The sequence below is a fragment of the Paenibacillus sp. RC334 genome (genome assembly GCF_030034735.1).
In the GTDB taxonomy this organism is placed as follows: Bacteria; Bacillota; Bacilli; order Paenibacillales; family Paenibacillaceae; genus Paenibacillus; species Paenibacillus terrae_A.
This window is the reverse complement of record NZ_CP125370.1, coordinates 2230148-2247299: the sequence shown is the minus strand read 5'-3', so window position 1 is coordinate 2247299 and position 17152 is coordinate 2230148. Positions and strand designations below refer to the sequence as shown.

Below are 17152 nucleotides of genomic sequence, written 5' to 3'. Positions count from 1 at the left end.
TTTCTGCCTCCTGTAGAGCGAATGTTGTGGGAATTATGCAAAGAAACAGCAATAAGCAAACTCCCTATCGCTGTTCCCATGAAACTTATCCTGTTAAACCTTGGAGGAGCGAAGTAAATGGCTGTTCTTTACAAAATAGTCAATTCCCGAGTAAATAGTAATAAACGCAGCCGCCCATATCGTTATTAAATCAAACGGAATACCCAGAAAGACAAACGGAAAATTATTAATGAGCAACGCTACAATGGCAACGATCTGGATGATGGTCTTTAATTTGCCCCAGTTGCTTGCAGCGACCACAGAGCCATCCAATAAAGCAATCTGACGCAGACCAGTAACCGCAAACTCACGGCTAACAATGACAACAACAATCCACGAATCAATCTTGCCCATTTCCACCAAAGAAACCAAAATAGCAGTTACCAGAAGCTTATCCGCAAGAGGGTCCAGTAATTTCCCCAAGTTGGTGACCATGTTATTTTTACGGGCCAAGTATCCGTCAAGACCATCCGTGCTGGCGGCTATGAGGAAAATGATAGCCGCCATCAACTGATTATACGGCAGCTCGAAAGCTCCGATCTCAATCGGCGGCGGATAGAAATCAAAATCCACCAGCAAGGCCAGCATCATCACCGGGATGAGGCAAATCCGCGTTATTGTAATTCTGTTGGGTAAATTCACAACACACTCTCCCCTGATTATCGTACTTGATTAAAAATGGCAGTTTTCGGATTGGATTCAATCCTATGTAAATCGTTTTGACTACCGCTATACACCTGATCATCTGCATTTTCGTTACAAGTATAATATGGTGCAAAACGCATGTCAAAATAACCTGCCGCGCATCAAGCATCATTTTTTCTTACAATCTGCATGAGGGAAAACGGCTTTATTTCATATTCGTAAATTGAAGTTCCAATGGTAGATCAGCTTTGCGCAATAACTGAATGACTGCTTGTAAATCATCCCTGTTTTTTCCGGTCACGCGGATCTGATCACCTTGAATCTGACTTTTAACTTTCAGCTTGGAGTCCCGGATAAGAATGTTAATTTTTTTGGCATTATCCTGATCAATTCCCTGCTTGAGAGCAAGACGCTGGCGTACTGAACCCAAAGACGCTGGCTCCAGCTTCCCGTATTCTACGTTTTTAAGGGATAAACCACGCTTGGCCATTTTAGATTGCAAAATATCAATTACCGCGTTGAGCTTGTATTCGTCCTCCGATGCAATTGTAAGAGCTTCCTTTTCAAGCTTAAGGCTGCTTTTGCTCCCCTTAAAATCAAACCGTGTTTCAATTTCACGCTCCGTCTGATGAACCGCATTGGTCAATTCCTGCATATCCATTTTGGAGACGATATCAAATGAATTTTCTGAAGCCATCGTTTCACTTTCCTTTCCACAACAAAGTTCAATAACTAATTATAGGCTAGTCATTTACAAAAATCCAATAATCCGATCACTAAAAAGGCGCTCTTGCCAGTTAATGACAAAAACGCCTTTATTTCATTCCACGGTCAACATATCTAACTGTGGCTGCGGGTCGGATTCCGGAACATATCCAGAAGTCCCAGCACAATGTGAGCAAGACCAAAGCCCAGTATGCCATAGCCCCATGCACTTGGGGTCAGATAATAGCCAAGCAGGCTGACAATTATACCAAGCCCTGTCACAATCCAGCTGACAGTCATAATGTATACACCTCACTTTGCGGAAAATGAAATGGGCTTCCCATGAATTACAGTCATTAGTATTTCCGCGCAATAGAGGGTTTATTCACCGCCAGTAGTTGAAGAATCTGTACCGCTCTGTGTTGAATCCGTACTGCCAGTAGTCGAATCCGTAGTAGTACCACTCACCCCGGCACTCGTTCCGGTCGAGGAAGCTTCTCCTTGCTGTATCAAAACACGAGTCGTCGATTTATTATCAGTTATCGGTTGACCTGCTACGGAAATATCCGTGGCAGAAGAACGTCCTGATTTGATATACAAGCCTTCCGGACCGATGTCAAAGGACACGGAATCTCCACTTTTGGTCATGCCATAACTCAGCTTTTCACCACGTGAGTTTTGCCCCTTGTACACCTCAAGCCAGCTTTCCCCCGTTGCCTTAATATCCACCTTGACTGTAGCTCCGGTTGCACTGGAAACTTTGAAAATCGTCGTTTTGCCTTGCTTGCCATCCTGAGCCACGGTTACACCTTGTTGCGGCGTAGTGGTACTCGGCTGCTGGCTACTGTCAGGAGTGGTCATATCCGTTCCTGTACCTGTTCCTTCCGGTGGTTGGGTTTGCCCCGTTTGCCCAGCATCAGGAGTGGTTTGTCCGCCGCCACCATTTGGAGCTGCCGTCTGACCGTTATTCGGCGTTGTTGTCTGAGCGCTTTCCTGAGGAGGGGTTGTCGTCGTATTTTGCGGTGGTGTCGTAGTTCCCTCCTTGGTGCTGTTAGGAATGGACGTACTCGGTGTCGTAATCGGCGTTGTATTCTCGGCTGTTTTTGGAGCTGTATGATTGTTACTCACCCAATATGCATAAATAACCCCAACAATGAGAACCAGAAAAAGCCACATTAAAGCTGTCGGCAACCATTTGAGATTCCCAATCGTAGCCGGACGGCTGGAGCGTTTCTGTGTCACAGGCTCCATGACAGCTTCCGGCTCTGGTTCAGGTACATTGCTTTTATGTCCTTCCAGAATCTCGTCGGGGTTTAAACCGACCGTTTCAGCGTAAGTTTTAATAAAAGCTCTGACATAAAAGCTTCCCGGCAGCACTTTGTAATCGCCCGTCTCAATGGCTTCCAGATAACGTTTGCGTATCTTCGTCATTTCCTGAACATCGTCAAGGCTCAATCCTTTTTGCAGCCGGGCCTCCTTTAATTGCTGACCCAGTTCTGACATGTCATCATCTCCTTGTATAATTACGCTTATTTAAAGATCTTCTGTATAACTGGCTGTAAAGGTATCATAAATAATTTCCTCAGCCGGATTATTGCGAAGTTCAATAATGAAATTGAAATCGTCGAAGCTGTATCCCGATTCACGTACAAAAACGTCAGGATGCTCAATAACCTTCGTACTCGGCATGCTCATTATTTCCTGAAGCAGGTGATAATGTCTTTCATTTGACCGAATTGTACTCACAATGCCGTCAATAATAAATACATTGTTAGGGTTCATTTCCTCTTCGGAGAGCTGACTGCGCACCGTCTGCCGTAATAACGTTGAAGACACAAAAGTCCAGCGCTTCATGGCGCATACGCTGCTGGCAATGATGGATTCGGTTTTTCCCACACGAGGCATTCCGCGAAGTCCAATCACCTGATTTCCATCCCTCTTTAATACTTCACCCAAAAAATCGACCAGTAACCCAAGCTCGTCGCGTGTAAAGCGGAATGTTTTGCGGTCATCCGAATCCCGATCAATGTAACGTCCGTGCCTTACTGCCAATATATCGACCAGCCTTGGAGCGCGTAAGGCGGTAACTGTAATATTGCTGGCCTTTTTTAAAGTATCTCCGAGAATGCGTATCTTCTCGTCATCGTCCGTTTCCAGCAACATCCCCCGTCTTTCGCCTTCAACACCGTTGATCGTCAGTATATTAACCCCCAGAATACCAAGCATGGAAGCAATGTCTCCCAGCAATCCGGGACGATTTTTATGTATCTTGTACTCCATGTACCACTGTTTCAATTCTTCCGTCACATTAGCACCTCATTCACATTCAAAACCGTCAACATTTCCAAATCAAAGCCTTATTGTATCATAAAATAACACCAATCGACAAAATCAATTATTGAGACCACAAAGGCTTCTTGTATTCAACACAATTGCATAAGCCTCGATCACGTTTATGATATATAAATTACAAAGGAATTACAAGAACAGCTCTGTAACCATTACAGAAAAGCCCCCAAAAGGGAGCTTTTCATGTTGGTTCCTGCTTATGCGTTGCTTTTGGCTAATTTGACCATCAGCCGGGCGATAGTGTGACGCTCGTCCTCATCGGCAACTCCCCACAGTTCTTTCAGTGCGCGGTTGGAGTGGTTGGCCGGATCGACCTTCTCATCCAGAAAATCACCGATTTCATAAGCAAGCTCTGAAATGGTATCCTGGCTGATTCCAAGCTTCTCCGCCTGTTCCACACGCTGACCAAGGAACTTCTTCCAGGTATCGAAATTCTGAACAACTGTTGACATACTTAAATCCTCCTTAGATGATTCAGATTTAAAATCAACAGTTATAATATGTTCTTCTCAGGTGCTCTCTATACTGGTGGTTTCCTCCAAACGCTGTACTTCTCGTCAAGTCACCCATCCTCCGTTAGGACTAATGACCTGCCCGTTAATATAACCGGATTCAGGAAGCGCCAGAAAATAAACCAGTGATGAAATTTCATCAGGCCGAGCCAATCGACCGGCAGGAATTTCTTCTTCGAGACTGGAAATTTCCCCTTCGTCCAGATGATCCAGCATAGACGTACCCACTGCACCCGGAGCTACCGCATTTACCGTTACTCCAGAAGGTGCAACTTCTTGAGCCAGTGCTTTAGTGAATGCGTTGATCCCGCCTTTGGTGGTGGAATACAGCACCTCGCACGAAGCGCCGCATATTCCCCATACAGAAGACACATTCACGATACGGCCATAGCGTTGGGAAATCATATGCGGCATAAAAACCTGCGTACACAGAAAGGTTCCCTTCACATTGACGGCCATCACATCATCCCATTCCTCTTCCGACACATCCGTCAGCAATCCGTAATGAGATAATCCAGCGTTATTCACAAGAATATCTGGCTTCATTCCGTGATTCTCCAGCTTCTCACGCATGCGTTCAATCTGCTCCTTGCTCCGCAGGTCCGCTGAGACGGTCATCACCTTGCCTGAATAAGCCATACAACGGCGGGCAACTTCATTCGCTTTTTCATGGGACTTCATGTAGTGAATGACCACATTCATCCCAACAGCCGCAAAACGCTCCGCAATAGCCGCTCCAATCCCGCCGCTTGCTCCTGTGATCAGCACAGTCGTATCGCCAATGGCTTTTAATTCCCCATCCTTGGTGGTTATCGTTTCCCTCTCCCTGGACATTACGGACTCACCACCAGCGATATGCCCATCTGATCCCACTGAATATGATCCTTCAGACGACGGTTAACATCCTCAAGTGTAATACTTTCATAGACCGGAAGCAATTGGAAAAAATCGCCGTCCCGGAAGCGATGTCTCGTAAACTCATGCGCTATATTTTCGGGCGAATTGAGCATACGCAGGTAACCGCCGATTTTCTTTTTACGTGCCCGTTCAAAATGTTCTGCCTTGAAGCCCTGTTTTTGAATGGACCCCACCTCTTCACGTATCCGCGCCAACAGCCCATCCGGGTCCTTTGTATCTCCACCGATAGCAGAGAACGCATACTGCGGTGTACTGTTGTACTCATGGCCGAAGCTATCTGAAATGAGGTCCTCATCGTAGAGCTTTTGATACAGCTGCGTACTGGAGCCAAACAAAAGATCAAGCATCAACTTGGTTTCCAGATCATGACGAAGCAGTTTCTCACCCGTGAGACCTACCTTGGCTTCCTTGAATCCGAACAACAGCTTAGGGAGAGAAACCGCCAGCTTTACCTCACGACGCTTCTCTGCCACAGTAGCAGGCTCTTCGTCAAAAATACGCTCAATCTCTCCTTGAGGCTTGTAATCCTTTTTCGCCTGATTGTTACGCACCAGTTCTATTACTTCCGTCGGGTCCACTCCTCCTACCACAAAAAGAATCATATTGCTCGGGTGGTAAAAAGCCTCATAACAGCTATACAGCGTTTCTTTCGTAATCGTGCTGATGGATTGAACGGTACCCGCAATATCAATATGCACCGGATGGACCTTGTATAGCGCTTCGATCAGGCCAAAGTAACTCCGCCAGTCCGGATTATCCTCATACATATTGATTTCCTGACCGATAATGCCTTTTTCCTTCTCCACATTTTCATCTGTAAAGTAAGGGTGCTGTACAAAATTGACCAATGTGGTCAAATTCTCCTGAATATGCTCGGTTGCGGAAAATAAATATACCGTTTGATCAAAGCTCGTAAATGCATTGGCCGATGCCCCATTGGAGGAAAAAGTAGCGAAAATATCACCTTGAGGCTCTTCAAACATTTTATGCTCCAAAAAATGGGCGATGCCATCCGGAACCTTAACCGGCTGCTGACCTTCCACACGAAAATGATTATCGACTGAGCCGTATTTGGTCGAAAATGTTGCGTATGTCTTCTGAAAGCCCGGTTTGGGCAACACATAAACGTGTAATCCGTTATCCATCACTTCATAGTACAGCGTTTCCTGCAAATGCTCATAAGGTATGTGCTCCACCCGCTATTCCCCCTTCTGGTCTCTCAAGAAATAAATGGTGTCCAGTCGGAACGTCCGGGCGGCATCCTGAACATCCTTCACCTTGACAGCCTCCACCTGGCTCAGCAGCTCATCTACCGTACGCTCTTTGCCGGAAAGCTGTCTGTTAAAATCGTAAGCGATCATTTCAAAAGCGGAATCCTGCATTTCCTTCAATAAATTGCGGATCATCGCCTGTGTCTGGGTCATTTCCAGCTCGGTAATCGCCCCATTTTGCGTATCTTCCAGTTGCTTGCGGATAATGGTAACCGCTTTTTCATAATTGGGTATTTCAATACCGGATTGAATCGTCCCTATGCCCTTGTGCCCGTCATACCGTGATGAGGCGTAATACGCCAAGCTTTCCTTCTCCCGCACGTTGACGAACAGCTTGGAGTGAGGATAACCGCCTAAAATCCCGTTGTACATCAGGGCGGAGGCATATCGATCGTCACCATACGTAATTGGAGTGCGCAATCCCATGTTCAGCTTCCCCTGATTTACATCAAGACGCTCCACCACCGTTTGTACATCACGCTCCACCGCTTTTGGTTGTTCAGGAGCATATCCCTTTTCTTCCGAACGGTTCAGTTGGAAATAGCGGTCTACGAACTTCTCCACTTCCTCCAGCGTCGTATCTCCAACCACATACAAATCCATGCTGGCGTTATCCAGCCATTCTCCATAAGCCTGATACAGGCCTTGCGCATCTATACTATCCAGATCAGACCGCTGACCGAGGGGATGCAGACGATAAGGCTCATTTTTGCACATTTCCTCCATGCAGCGCTCTCCAGCATAACGAATTTTATCATTGACTATAGATTCCAGCTTCTTGCGTACGTTTTCCCGTTCCTGCTGGACGTATCCGGTCTGAAATGCTCCATTCTCCAATGCAGGCTTCGTCAACACCTCTCCGAGAAAAGCAAATGAACGATCCAGCAAGCTGTCCGAGCTGTTTACAAAGCTGTCATTAATCGTATCCATTCGAAATTGCACGATTTGATAATCTCCGCGTTTATATACATCAAATCCAAAGCCCGCGCCATACAATTGCTCTAATTGTTCTCTGAATTGTGTAGTCTGCGGATATGATTCTGTACCCCGTCGTAGTACGAATGGTGTCAGTCCCACTCGGGTTACCGTTTCCTCTCGTAGTGGAGTACCTACATACAATGATATGGCAAACGTCTTGAAGCGTTTGGTTGGCAGTACATGAATCCTTAATTGTCTGCGCGTCCCACGCTCGAAACCTGTTTTGTTCAAGTCCAAAACTCCTTTGTGACGTCAATTTCGTCTAGCCTTTTTAGCATGAGCCGCTGTGAATCATTATCCTGTAAAGAGGTAAAGTGTGCCAATCTTTATTCTAACGATGCAAAAGCCAAGAAGCAACCGGAGACAAGCTCCCGGCTGCTTCGGCGGTTTACATGCAGAAAATATGCTGACCAATCGTCTTCACCTGCGGGCGGCTCCAAATCCATTTGGAGGTGGCTGTTTTTGGATTAAAATAATAGAGGCAGCCTCCGCTTGGGTCCCAGCCGTTCAGTGCCTGGCGAACTGCCTTTGTTGCAGTTTCATTTGGCGTGAGCCAGATTTGACCATCAGCTACAGCTGTAAAGGCCCCCGGCTGAAAAATCACTCCAGACGGTGTGTTTGGAAAGCTGGGGGATTTGACCCGGTTCAAAATAACTGCCGCCACGGCTACCTGTCCTTCAAACGGCTCGCCACGGGATTCACCGTAGACTGCGTTAGCCATAATTTTGAGATCGTTGTCAGACAGTCCCATCGCGTTAGCTGATCCCATTGTTTCATCTTTTTGATCTGTTTTATTATTATCCGCTGTCTTCCCCTGAGCAGAAGCCTCATTTTTACGATGTAAAGGCGTTTCCGTCGGTTTCCAATTAGGGGTTGCATTCACCAGCTTTAGCTTTGTTTTTGCTCCAACCACTCCGTCAGGGGTGATGCCAAACTCTTTTTGAAAGCCCTTAACAGCCTTCAATGTACTACTGCCAAAATGACTGTCCACTTCTGCACCGAAAAAGCCCAACAGCTTCAAACGGGATTGCAGTTCATATACATCCTGACCGTAGGAGCCGTAATTAACCGCCTCTGTGCTAAATGTTGCTTGGGAAGGCTGTGTTGCTTGTACTTCCTGCTGCGTGCTCAGCGGCTCTGCATGCTGCGCAGAGACGTTCGCAATAAGTCCTGTGTACGTGATAGCCGAGGCTGCGAGAATACCCGTGCAAATCCAGACCATTGTCTTTTTCATATGCTGCGCTCTACCTTTCTTTTGTGGGATTAACAGGATGGCTACGTTTATTATGACAAGCTCTGCTTAAAGCTATTCACCCTTTTAATCTTCTTTCATTCGGCTACTCCTCTATTCCTGAAAAAAAGCAAAAAAAAATCGCTGTCTGTACGCATAGTGTTGTCGAATTTAAACAAACACCACACTTACAAACAGCGATTTTGGATGCGATTTCCGGTAAAGCCTATGGTCAGGAACTGACTTTGTTTTGCTGATATTGCTCCATTGAAATAAGCACCTCACGGGGCTTGCTTCCCTCGTAAGGGCCGATGACGCCACGAGCCTCCATAGAGTCAATCAACCGGGCCGCACGTGTATAGCCGATCCTCATTCGGCGCTGAAGCAGAGATACAGATGCTTGCTTGGCCTCTAAAATGATGTTGACAGCCTGATCGTACAGCTCATCCAGCATTTCATCGGCATCAGCAGATACTTCCTCTACCTCCGGTACAAGCGTTTCATCATATTGTGCTTCACCCTGCTCACGCACATAGTTAACGATGTTCTCCACTTCCTGATCGCTCATGAACGCTCCCTGAACGCGAACCGGCTTGGAAGCGCCCATCGGCATGAACAGCATATCCCCGCGTCCAAGCAGCTTCTCGGCTCCGCCCATATCCAGTATTGTACGGGAATCCACCTGCGAGGACACACCAAAGGCAATACGCGAAGGAATATTGGCTTTGATAACCCCGGTAATTACGTCAACCGACGGTCTCTGCGTTGCAATGATAAGATGAATCCCTGCGGCACGCGCCATTTGGGCCAATCGTGCAATCGCATCCTCCACATCCCCCGCAGCTACCATCATCAGATCCGCCAACTCGTCCACAATAACGACGATATAAGGCAGGAACGCAGCAGGATTGTCTTTCATCAAATTATTATAGCCTTCTATGTTACGGGTTCCTGATTTGGAAAATAATTCGTAACGCTTTTCCATTTCTACTACAATTTTTTTCAAAGCGAGTGAAGCGCGCTTCGGATCGGTAACGACCGGTGCCAACAAATGCGGAATACCGTTGTACACGTTTAACTCCACCATTTTGGGATCGACCATGAGAAATTTAACCTCATCTGGCTTCGCCTTGTACAAAATACTCGTAATAATACCGTTAATACACACCGATTTACCTGAACCGGTTGCTCCGGCTACAAGCAAGTGGGGCATTTTGGCCAAATTACCAACAATCGTCTGGCCTGCAATATCACGTCCGAACGCAATGGACAAATTGGATACAGACTCCTGGAAAATGGTCGTCTCCATAACCTCACGCATCGTTACAATAGAAACCTCGTTGTTCGGAACCTCAATACCGATAGCCGATTTGCCTGGAATTGGAGCCTCCATACGAATATCCTTCGCAGCGAGCGCAAGCGCAATGTCATCCGTCAGGCTTACAATACGGCTGACCTTCACACCAATGTCCGGCTGAATTTCATAACGCGTCACCGCAGGTCCACGGACAACCTCCAGTACCTTTGCCCGTACGCCAAAGCTTTCCAATGTGGCCTCCAGCTTGCGTGCCGTTTGCATGTAATCCTTTTGCCCAAGGCCTTTGCCCACGTTTTGTGGCTTGGCAAGCAAACGGAACGACGGGAGCTTGTAAGGCTTGGGTGGCGGTGGAGCAGGAATGGCCGCAGTTGTGCCTGCAGTCTCTTCGCCTGACGTCCCCGTTGCATTCGCTTGGGCCTGTCCATCTGCACTGTCCGGTGTATTATGAACTGTTGTTGCCATACCGTCCGTATCTGTGTTTACAGCGGCATCCATAAAGTTGTCATCCAGCGACTCATCATAAGCTGAATCCGTCTGCTCTGACCCGGCCAAGGATGCCTCTGATTCATCCTCAGGTCTTCTTTCCTCATGCTTCACCTGCTCGAAGAAATCCCGAATGATCGGTGACCTTTTTACCGAAACAGAAGCTTCCTCCTCTATGTGTTCAGCAGTATCGGACAATTCTTCTGCTTGCTTGGCGTTTCTCCACAAGGGCTGTCCTTCCTCAGCTTCATAAGCATGCTCTTGATCATCCTCATCAGCATGAACAGAACGATCATCCTTGTCCTCTCCAGCCGATTTTTTCAGGCCAAACAGCTGAAAGAAAATCGGCTGCTTACGCGCCGGAGGCTGCATTTCATCGAAATCATCATCCATATCTTCCTCATAAGCAGGAATCGACTCGGACTTGATTTTTTTATTCCCGGTACCTCTGCCAGATGCCGAAAGTGGAGTGGCTTTACCAATCCATTTTTTCCGAACGCTACCCCCTGCTGCCAGCATCTTCGTCCGAACAATTCGCACCAGATCCACATAAGACAGCTGGGTCAGCAGCATAAAACAAATCACAAACATTACAATCATAATCAGCTTGGCACCCGTAAGACCAAACAGCCACAACAGCACAGTAAGCTGCAATGCGCCGATGTATCCCCCGCTAATATCCTTGTTCAGCATTGAGATATGGCCTTCCTTGTCAGGCGATAGCAACTGCTCACGCATATCTATATGTATCTGGCTCATCACCCCGCCTGGTTGAAGTGCATTAATCGGCCCCAAACGCTGCTCCATAGATGAAATAGAGCTCATAAGCGTAAAGGCAAATACCAGCAGCAACAGCCCTGTTTTACGTGAGTTCCACTGGTTTGGCCATTTGCGGTGAATCATCACCATCAGACCATAATAAATGCCGATCAGGGGTATGACAAAATAAAATTTCCCCAGTACCAGCCCAAACATCTTGGATAGCGACCGACCGACTGCCGCTTCACCCGACAGCGCAATGACCGCCAAAGTTATCAGCACAATGCCGTAAATTTCGAATTTTAGAACTCCGCCAAACGCGGCTTTCTTTTTCCTTTTCCTTCTTCTGGACATTCAAGGTCACCCCCCAGAAGAATATTATACCACGTCACCCGGTATCCGCACATATGTTCTTTTTCAACATCAAACGACCTATTTTCATCCTATTCGACACCTTCTACGACCATTCGATGACTTGTCCTGGTGCATAACGCGGATTCAGGTAAGTTTCCAGCGGACAATCTAGCAATCGCACGATAATCCCCCTGCGACTTTCGAGCGGCTGCACCTGCATAAGTAAACCGTCAACCCGAATCTCCGCAAACGTCTCCGCCTCCTTCCACATGCCCTCCCACACCATTTCCATTGGCATTACGGTATATAAGGTCATTGAGGCAACTCCCCACTATGCTCATTAGGAAGCGTTCCAGTCGAGGTATCTGTAGCATTTGGGGAAAAAGATACGAACGGAGCCTGCTGCTGAGTCCCTGTAATCCCGTTTTGCTGACGTCGAGATTCAATGATGGTGTTCAGTTGTTTCAATGCTTCTCCGATGCCACCAACCGCGTCCATCAAGCCGTATTTCACTGCATCGGCTCCCCCAACGGCAGTACCAATATCCCGATTCAGTTCACCGGTTTTAAACATAAGCTCCTTGAACCGCTCCTCGGTAATACGCGAATGGGAAACCACAAAACGTACAACACGCTCCTGCATTTTTTCCATATATTCAAACGTTTGTGGAACTCCGATAACCAAGCCATTCATACGAATCGGGTGAATGGTCATCGTCGCGCTCTCAGCAATATAAGAATAGGTGGACGAAACCGCGATAGGTACACCGATACTATGCCCGCCTCCAATGACAATGGTCACCGTCGGTTTACTCATTGAAGCGATCATTTCAGCAATAGCCAGCCCTGCCTCGACATCCCCACCTACTGTATTCAGCAGAATCATTAAGCCTTCAATACGGGGATTTTGCTCCGCTGCTACCAGTTGGGGAATAATGTGCTCGTATTTGGTCGTTTTGTTTTGCGGTGGCAGAATCAGATGCCCTTCAATCTGACCAATTATTGTCATGCAAAAAATATTGGATTCGCTTCCGGGCATGGAGGTTTGTCCCAGTTGCTGCAAGGCCTCCATAGCGGGGGAAATGGGTCTTTGCCCAACTTCAGGCATAGGTTGATCCGGTGCTTCCGTTTCTTGTCTGCCGGATGATAGGTTGCTGTATTGTTCCATGTGGGCGATCTTCCTTTCGCTTTACGCGTCTTTGTGACCCGTATTCACCCTATAGTATGGGATGGAAATGGAATATTTTATACCCGCCCCCCATGTTTTTCCTTCTTTCCTCACCCGAAAAAGCCAAAAAAGCCTCCCCTCCCGCGGAAACCGTCCAATATTTCCTGCGGGAAGAGAGGCGACTGTGTGCCTGTGACTTAAGTTTTTAATTCAGGTTTTTGAGCAAATTTCAATTGACTCACACTTCCATAATGATTGGCAAAATCATCGGTCTGCGACGAGTTTGCTCATACAAGAAGCGACCCAGCGCATCCTTGACATTTGTTTTAAGGGAAGCCCATTCATTTACATTCTCGCTCATGAGCTTATGCAGTGTGCTTGAGACAATACGATTCGCTTCATCCAGCAAACCTTCCGATTCGCGGACATATACGAAACCACGGGAAATGATATCCGGTCCAGACTTGATCGTGCCGTCCTGCTTGCTCAGGGTGACAACAACAACCAAAATACCGTCCTGTGACAGCAATTTGCGGTCGCGTAATACGATATTCCCTACATCTCCTACACCCAGTCCGTCGATTAACACGTTGCCCGCTGTAACCTTACCAGCTCTGCGTGCTCCGCCGTTCTGAATTTCAATAACTTCACCGATATCTGTGATGAAAATGTTGTCCGGCTCTACACCCACCGATTCGGCAAGGAGGGCATGACGACGTTGCATTCTGAACTCACCATGAATTGGCAAGAAGAATTTAGGTTTCATCAGATTCAGCATCAGTTTGAGTTCTTCTTGGCTTCCGTGTCCGGAAACGTGAATTCCCGGATTAGCTGCGCTGTAATAAACATTGGCACCTAAACGGAACAGTTCATCAATCGTGCGACCGACATATTTTTCATTACCCGGTACCGGTGTAGCTGCGATGATAACCGAATCTCCCGGAAGAATATCCACCTTACGATGTGTGGAACGCGCCATTCTTGTTAGAGCAGACATAGGCTCGCCTTGGCTACCTGTGCAGAGAATAACTACGCGATCCGCTGACATTTTGCCAACTTCCTCAGGCTCGATCAGCATTCCATCCGGAATTTCCAAATAGCCTAAATCGGAAGCAATCCCTACGACATTAACCATACTGCGACCGATAACCGTCACTTTGCGTCCTGTCGATTCAGCAGCATTAATAACCTGCTGAATACGGTGTACGTTGGAAGCAAAAGTAGCTACAACTACACGTTGTTTCGACTTACGGAAAATGTCTTCCAGCACGATGCCGACGCTTTTTTCCGATGGAGTAAAGCCTGGTTTTTCCGCATTGGTACTGTCTGACAAAAGAGCCAGTACGCCACGTGTGCCGATTTCAGCCATACGCTGCAAATCTGCATATTGTCCGTTTACCGGAGTATGATCAAACTTGAAGTCACCTGTATGAACAACAGCACCTTCAGGAGTATCAATGCATACACCTACAGAATCCGGAATACTGTGGTTTGTTCTGAAGAATGTTGCTTTCAGTGTGGAACCCAGCTTGATTTCGGAATCAGCATTGATCAAAATACGTTTGGTTTCGCCAAGCAGATTCGCTTCCTTCAGCTTGTTTTCCACCAGCCCCAACGTCAATTTGGTACCGTATACCGGTACATTCAAATGTTTCAGCACGTAAGGCAAACCGCCGATATGGTCCTCATGACCATGAGTCAGCACAATGCCTCTTACCTTGTCGCGGTTCTCCGTAAGGTAGGAAATATCAGGAATAACGATATCAATGCCAAGCATGTCCTCTTCCGGGAATTTCAGACCCGAATCCACCACGACAATGTCATTGCCGTATTGAACGACATACATATTTTTCCCGATTTCACCGACGCCGCCCAAAGCGAAAATCATCAATTTATCGTTGTTTGTTTTTTTAGACAAATGAATCTAAACCTCCTATGGTAGTTGGACGTCGTACCTTGATTTATTTATTTAATTTTCAAAAGAATACCGCACCCAGTCACTTGACCTCATTATACATGATTAAAATAAGAAAAAACAAGTCATCCTGTTCGTTGCGCATAGGTTTCCCACTGCCGTCTAAAACCATTACTCCCTGTTCAATTATCTTGATACATGGTTAAAAGGCACAGCAAAAAGGGCGCCCTATAAGAACGCCCTCATGCCGGAGTACCTTTTCAAGGCTATAAAATCCTCCGGCTTCTTTACTCCCGGCTGCCTTTAACAAGCGTACTCCCCGTATTCATTTAACATTTAAAATTCATTCTTCCCGATTAGCGGGCAAATAACTTCTTAATAAATTCCGCTTCCTCTTCGGTCGGAGGAATAAGCGGCAACCTAACAGAACCTACCGAAACATTCCGTAACTCCAATGCATATTTTACAGCCACCGGATTAGGCAGCGGATGAGGACAGCCGAACAAACCCTTGAAAACCGGAAACAACTGCTGATGCAATTTTGCTGCCTGCTGTGCGTGTCCCCCTACAAGTGCATCAATCATCTGCTTCATTTCTGCGCCTACTACATGACTCGCCACGCTGATAATACCATAAGCCCCTACAGCCATAGCAGGCAACCCGGAAGCGTCATCCCCCGAATAAATGAAGAATCCCTCCGGAGCTGCGGCTGCAATCTGTGTGACCTGCGCCAGCGACGCGCATTCTTTGGTTCCTACAATGTTAGAGATTTGCGCAAGACGCAGCGTCGTTTCCACGGTCAAGCTGGCTGCGGTACGGCTTGGTACATTATACAGTATGACTGGAAGGGATGTGGAATTTGCAATACTTTCAAAATGCTGATACATCCCTTCCTGATTCGGTTTATTGTAATAAGGCACTACCAGCAAAATACCGTCTACCCCCGCCTGCTCCGCAGCACGGGTCAGATGAATGGAGTGACGTGTATTGTTGCTACCGGTACCGGCAATGATTTTACATCGTCCGGCTGCTTTTTCTACAGTAAATGCAAACAACTTGATTTTTTCATCATCGCTCAGGGTAGGAGACTCGCCCGTCGTTCCTGATACGACAAGAGACTCCGAATGTTGTTCTTCTATTAAATAATCAATCAACGAGGACAATGCAGTCCAGTTAATCTCTCCTTGCTGATCAAAAGGTGTCACCATTGCGGTAATCAGTCTGCCGAAGTTCACCATGCTGCCTCCTTTTTTTGCAAGTCCGAGCACGGACATTGCGCCTATTGATGGAGTTCAAATTTATTATGCAATGCGCGTACAGCCTGCACCATATCTTCTTTTTTAACGAGTACCCAAATCGTCGTGTTGGAATCTGCCGATTGAAGAATCTGTACGTCTGATTCTGCCAATGCCTCTACAATCGTCGCCATAATGCCAGGTACCCCATTGATACCGCCGCCTATGACGGATACTTTAGCGCACCCTGCCAAAATTTTAGGCTCCAAGCCCAGACCGTTCAGTACTTCAACCGCTTTGCTTCCATCAGCATCGAACACGGTATAAACCGCTCCGGATGGAGTTACATTAATAAAATCGACGCTGATTCCATGCTCAGCCATGGATTTGAATACTTGTAATTGCAAATGCTCCGAGCCTGGCTTTAATTCTACGGTAATTTGTGTGACGTTGCCGACATACGCAATACCGGTCACGAAACGGTCAACGATGTCTGCCTGTACGTCCTTAAAGCCCTCCGGATGGGTGACCAGCGTTCCTTCCCCTTCGGAAAAGGTAGAGCGAACCCGAACCGGAATATTCGCCTGCATGGCAATTTCAACAGCACGGGGATGGATAACCTTTGCCCCCTGATGAGCCATATTACAAATCTCCGTATAGCTGACATGGGCAAGCGGTTTTGCATTTTCCACGATGCGCGGATCGGCGGTCAAGATGCCGTTCACATCCGTATAAATGTCTACCATGTCCGCTTGTAGAGCGGCACCCAGAGCGGTAGCGGAAGTATCGCTGCCACCACGACCCAAGGTAGTCATATCACCGCTTACAGTCTGACCCTGGAAGCCTGTCACAATGACGACACGGCCCTGGTTCAGCTCTTCCACGATACGGTCTGGCTTTATATCCAAAATACGAGCATTGCCGTATTGATCATCCGTAATAAAGCCCGCCTGTGCCCCAGTCAGCACCGTAGCAGGAATACCTTCATTTTCCATCAGGCTGCATAATGTAGCGGCAGAAATGATTTCACCACAGCACAGCAGTAAATCCCGTTCACGCTTAGGAAGACTGTCGCCGTTAGACGCCGCCCATTCGAGCAGCGTGTCCGTGGCATAAGGCTCTCCTTTCCGCCCCATGGCCGACACAACGACAACCAGTTGAAAATGTTGTTCCAGCTCTCGCTTCACATGTCCTAGCACCAGTTGACGCGCTTCGGGTGTGGACAGCGAGGTTCCCCCAAATTTCTGTACTAAAATACTCATCGCTTTTCCCC

At 47.2% G+C, this 17152-nt stretch carries 16 protein-coding genes; all 16 read right to left on the bottom strand.

The annotated features are described in order from the left end of the window. Positions 1-93: 93 nt before the first annotated feature. The 16 genes from pgsA to dapG all read right to left on the bottom strand — a co-directional run bounded on the left by pgsA (position 94) and on the right by dapG (position 17141). Entirely contained in the window at positions 94-681 is a 588-nt protein-coding gene (gene pgsA / locus QMK20_RS10630; RefSeq protein ID WP_283655670.1) for a CDP-diacylglycerol--glycerol-3-phosphate 3-phosphatidyltransferase, read from the bottom strand. A 208-nt stretch (positions 682-889) separates the two neighbouring features. After that, a complete protein-coding gene (locus tag QMK20_RS10625; protein ID WP_025685003.1) occupies positions 890-1381 on the bottom strand; it encodes a YajQ family cyclic di-GMP-binding protein in 492 nt (163 codons plus the stop codon). A 143-nt stretch (positions 1382-1524) separates the two neighbouring features. Then, complete coding sequence (locus QMK20_RS10620) at positions 1525-1689, bottom strand: hypothetical protein (RefSeq protein WP_162833917.1); 165 nt, start codon at positions 1687-1689, stop codon at positions 1525-1527. 81 nt (positions 1690-1770) lie between these two features. Further along, positions 1771-2892 carry a helix-turn-helix domain-containing protein gene (locus QMK20_RS10615; RefSeq protein WP_283655669.1) on the bottom strand — a complete coding sequence of 374 codons (1122 nt, stop codon included), beginning with the start codon at positions 2890-2892 and terminating at the stop codon, positions 1771-1773. Between the two features lie 30 nt (positions 2893-2922). Further along, positions 2923-3696, bottom strand: coding sequence for a DUF3388 domain-containing protein (locus QMK20_RS10610; protein ID WP_235332175.1), 774 nt, complete (start codon positions 3694-3696; stop codon positions 2923-2925). A 239-nt stretch (positions 3697-3935) separates the two neighbouring features. Next, positions 3936-4190, bottom strand: a complete 255-nt coding sequence (locus tag QMK20_RS10605) for a DUF3243 domain-containing protein (RefSeq protein ID WP_014281144.1) — start codon at positions 4188-4190, stop codon at positions 3936-3938. Between the two features lie 105 nt (positions 4191-4295). Further along, a complete protein-coding gene (gene ymfI, locus QMK20_RS10600) occupies positions 4296-5084 on the bottom strand; it encodes an elongation factor P 5-aminopentanone reductase (RefSeq protein ID WP_283655668.1) in 789 nt (262 codons plus the stop codon). Continuing rightward, positions 5084-6364 carry an EF-P 5-aminopentanol modification-associated protein YfmH gene (gene yfmH, locus QMK20_RS10595; protein WP_283655667.1) on the bottom strand — a complete coding sequence of 427 codons (1281 nt, stop codon included), beginning with the start codon at positions 6362-6364 and terminating at the stop codon, positions 5084-5086. The genes ymfI and yfmH overlap by 1 nt, the downstream gene beginning before the upstream one ends. Positions 6365-6367: 3 nt before the next feature. Beyond that, complete coding sequence (gene yfmF, locus QMK20_RS10590) at positions 6368-7648, bottom strand: EF-P 5-aminopentanol modification-associated protein YfmF (protein WP_283655666.1); 1281 nt, start codon at positions 7646-7648, stop codon at positions 6368-6370. Between the two features lie 157 nt (positions 7649-7805). Then, the gene (sleB, locus tag QMK20_RS10585) at positions 7806-8651 is read right to left on the bottom strand and encodes a spore cortex-lytic enzyme (protein WP_283655665.1); all 846 of its coding nucleotides are present in this window, start codon (positions 8649-8651) and stop codon (positions 7806-7808) included. Between the two features lie 229 nt (positions 8652-8880). Continuing rightward, complete coding sequence (locus QMK20_RS10580) at positions 8881-11562, bottom strand: FtsK/SpoIIIE family DNA translocase (protein WP_283655664.1); 2682 nt, start codon at positions 11560-11562, stop codon at positions 8881-8883. 103 nt (positions 11563-11665) lie between these two features. Then, entirely contained in the window at positions 11666-11878 is a 213-nt protein-coding gene (locus QMK20_RS10575) for a YlzJ-like family protein (RefSeq protein WP_014281138.1), read from the bottom strand. Next, entirely contained in the window at positions 11875-12729 is an 855-nt protein-coding gene (locus tag QMK20_RS10570) for a ClpP family protease (RefSeq protein WP_283655663.1), read from the bottom strand. The genes QMK20_RS10575 and QMK20_RS10570 overlap by 4 nt, the downstream gene beginning before the upstream one ends. Before the next feature lie 238 nt (positions 12730-12967). Then, a complete protein-coding gene (locus QMK20_RS10565; RefSeq protein ID WP_044644827.1) occupies positions 12968-14647 on the bottom strand; it encodes a ribonuclease J in 1680 nt (559 codons plus the stop codon). A gap of 353 nt (positions 14648-15000) precedes the next feature. Continuing rightward, complete coding sequence (gene dapA / locus QMK20_RS10560; RefSeq protein ID WP_283656247.1) at positions 15001-15882, bottom strand: 4-hydroxy-tetrahydrodipicolinate synthase; 882 nt, start codon at positions 15880-15882, stop codon at positions 15001-15003. A 41-nt stretch (positions 15883-15923) separates the two neighbouring features. After that, complete coding sequence (dapG, locus tag QMK20_RS10555) at positions 15924-17141, bottom strand: aspartate kinase (RefSeq protein ID WP_283655662.1); 1218 nt, start codon at positions 17139-17141, stop codon at positions 15924-15926. Positions 17142-17152 lie beyond the last annotated feature (11 nt).

Coding starts and splice junctions, on each gene's coding strand:
- QMK20_RS10620 (WP_162833917.1), bottom strand. CDS start 1,689: ATGACTGTCAGCTGGATTGTGACAGGGCTTGGTATAATTGTCAGCCTG.
- QMK20_RS10605 (WP_014281144.1), bottom strand. CDS start 4,190: ATGTCAACAGTTGTTCAGAATTTCGATACCTGGAAGAAGTTCCTTGGT.
- dapA (WP_283656247.1), bottom strand. CDS start 15,882: ATGGTGAACTTCGGCAGACTGATTACCGCAATGGTGACACCTTTTGAT.
- QMK20_RS10570 (WP_283655663.1), bottom strand. CDS start 12,729: ATGGAACAATACAGCAACCTATCATCCGGCAGACAAGAAACGGAAGCA.
- sleB (WP_283655665.1), bottom strand. CDS start 8,651: ATGAAAAAGACAATGGTCTGGATTTGCACGGGTATTCTCGCAGCCTCG.
- ymfI (WP_283655668.1), bottom strand. CDS start 5,084: ATGTCCAGGGAGAGGGAAACGATAACCACCAAGGATGGGGAATTAAAA.
- QMK20_RS10625 (WP_025685003.1), bottom strand. CDS start 1,381: ATGGCTTCAGAAAATTCATTTGATATCGTCTCCAAAATGGATATGCAG.
- QMK20_RS10615 (WP_283655669.1), bottom strand. CDS start 2,892: ATGTCAGAACTGGGTCAGCAATTAAAGGAGGCCCGGCTGCAAAAAGGA.
- dapG (WP_283655662.1), bottom strand. CDS start 17,141: ATGAGTATTTTAGTACAGAAATTTGGGGGAACCTCGCTGTCCACACCC.
- QMK20_RS10575 (WP_014281138.1), bottom strand. CDS start 11,878: ATGACCTTATATACCGTAATGCCAATGGAAATGGTGTGGGAGGGCATG.
- QMK20_RS10580 (WP_283655664.1), bottom strand. CDS start 11,562: ATGTCCAGAAGAAGGAAAAGGAAAAAGAAAGCCGCGTTTGGCGGAGTT.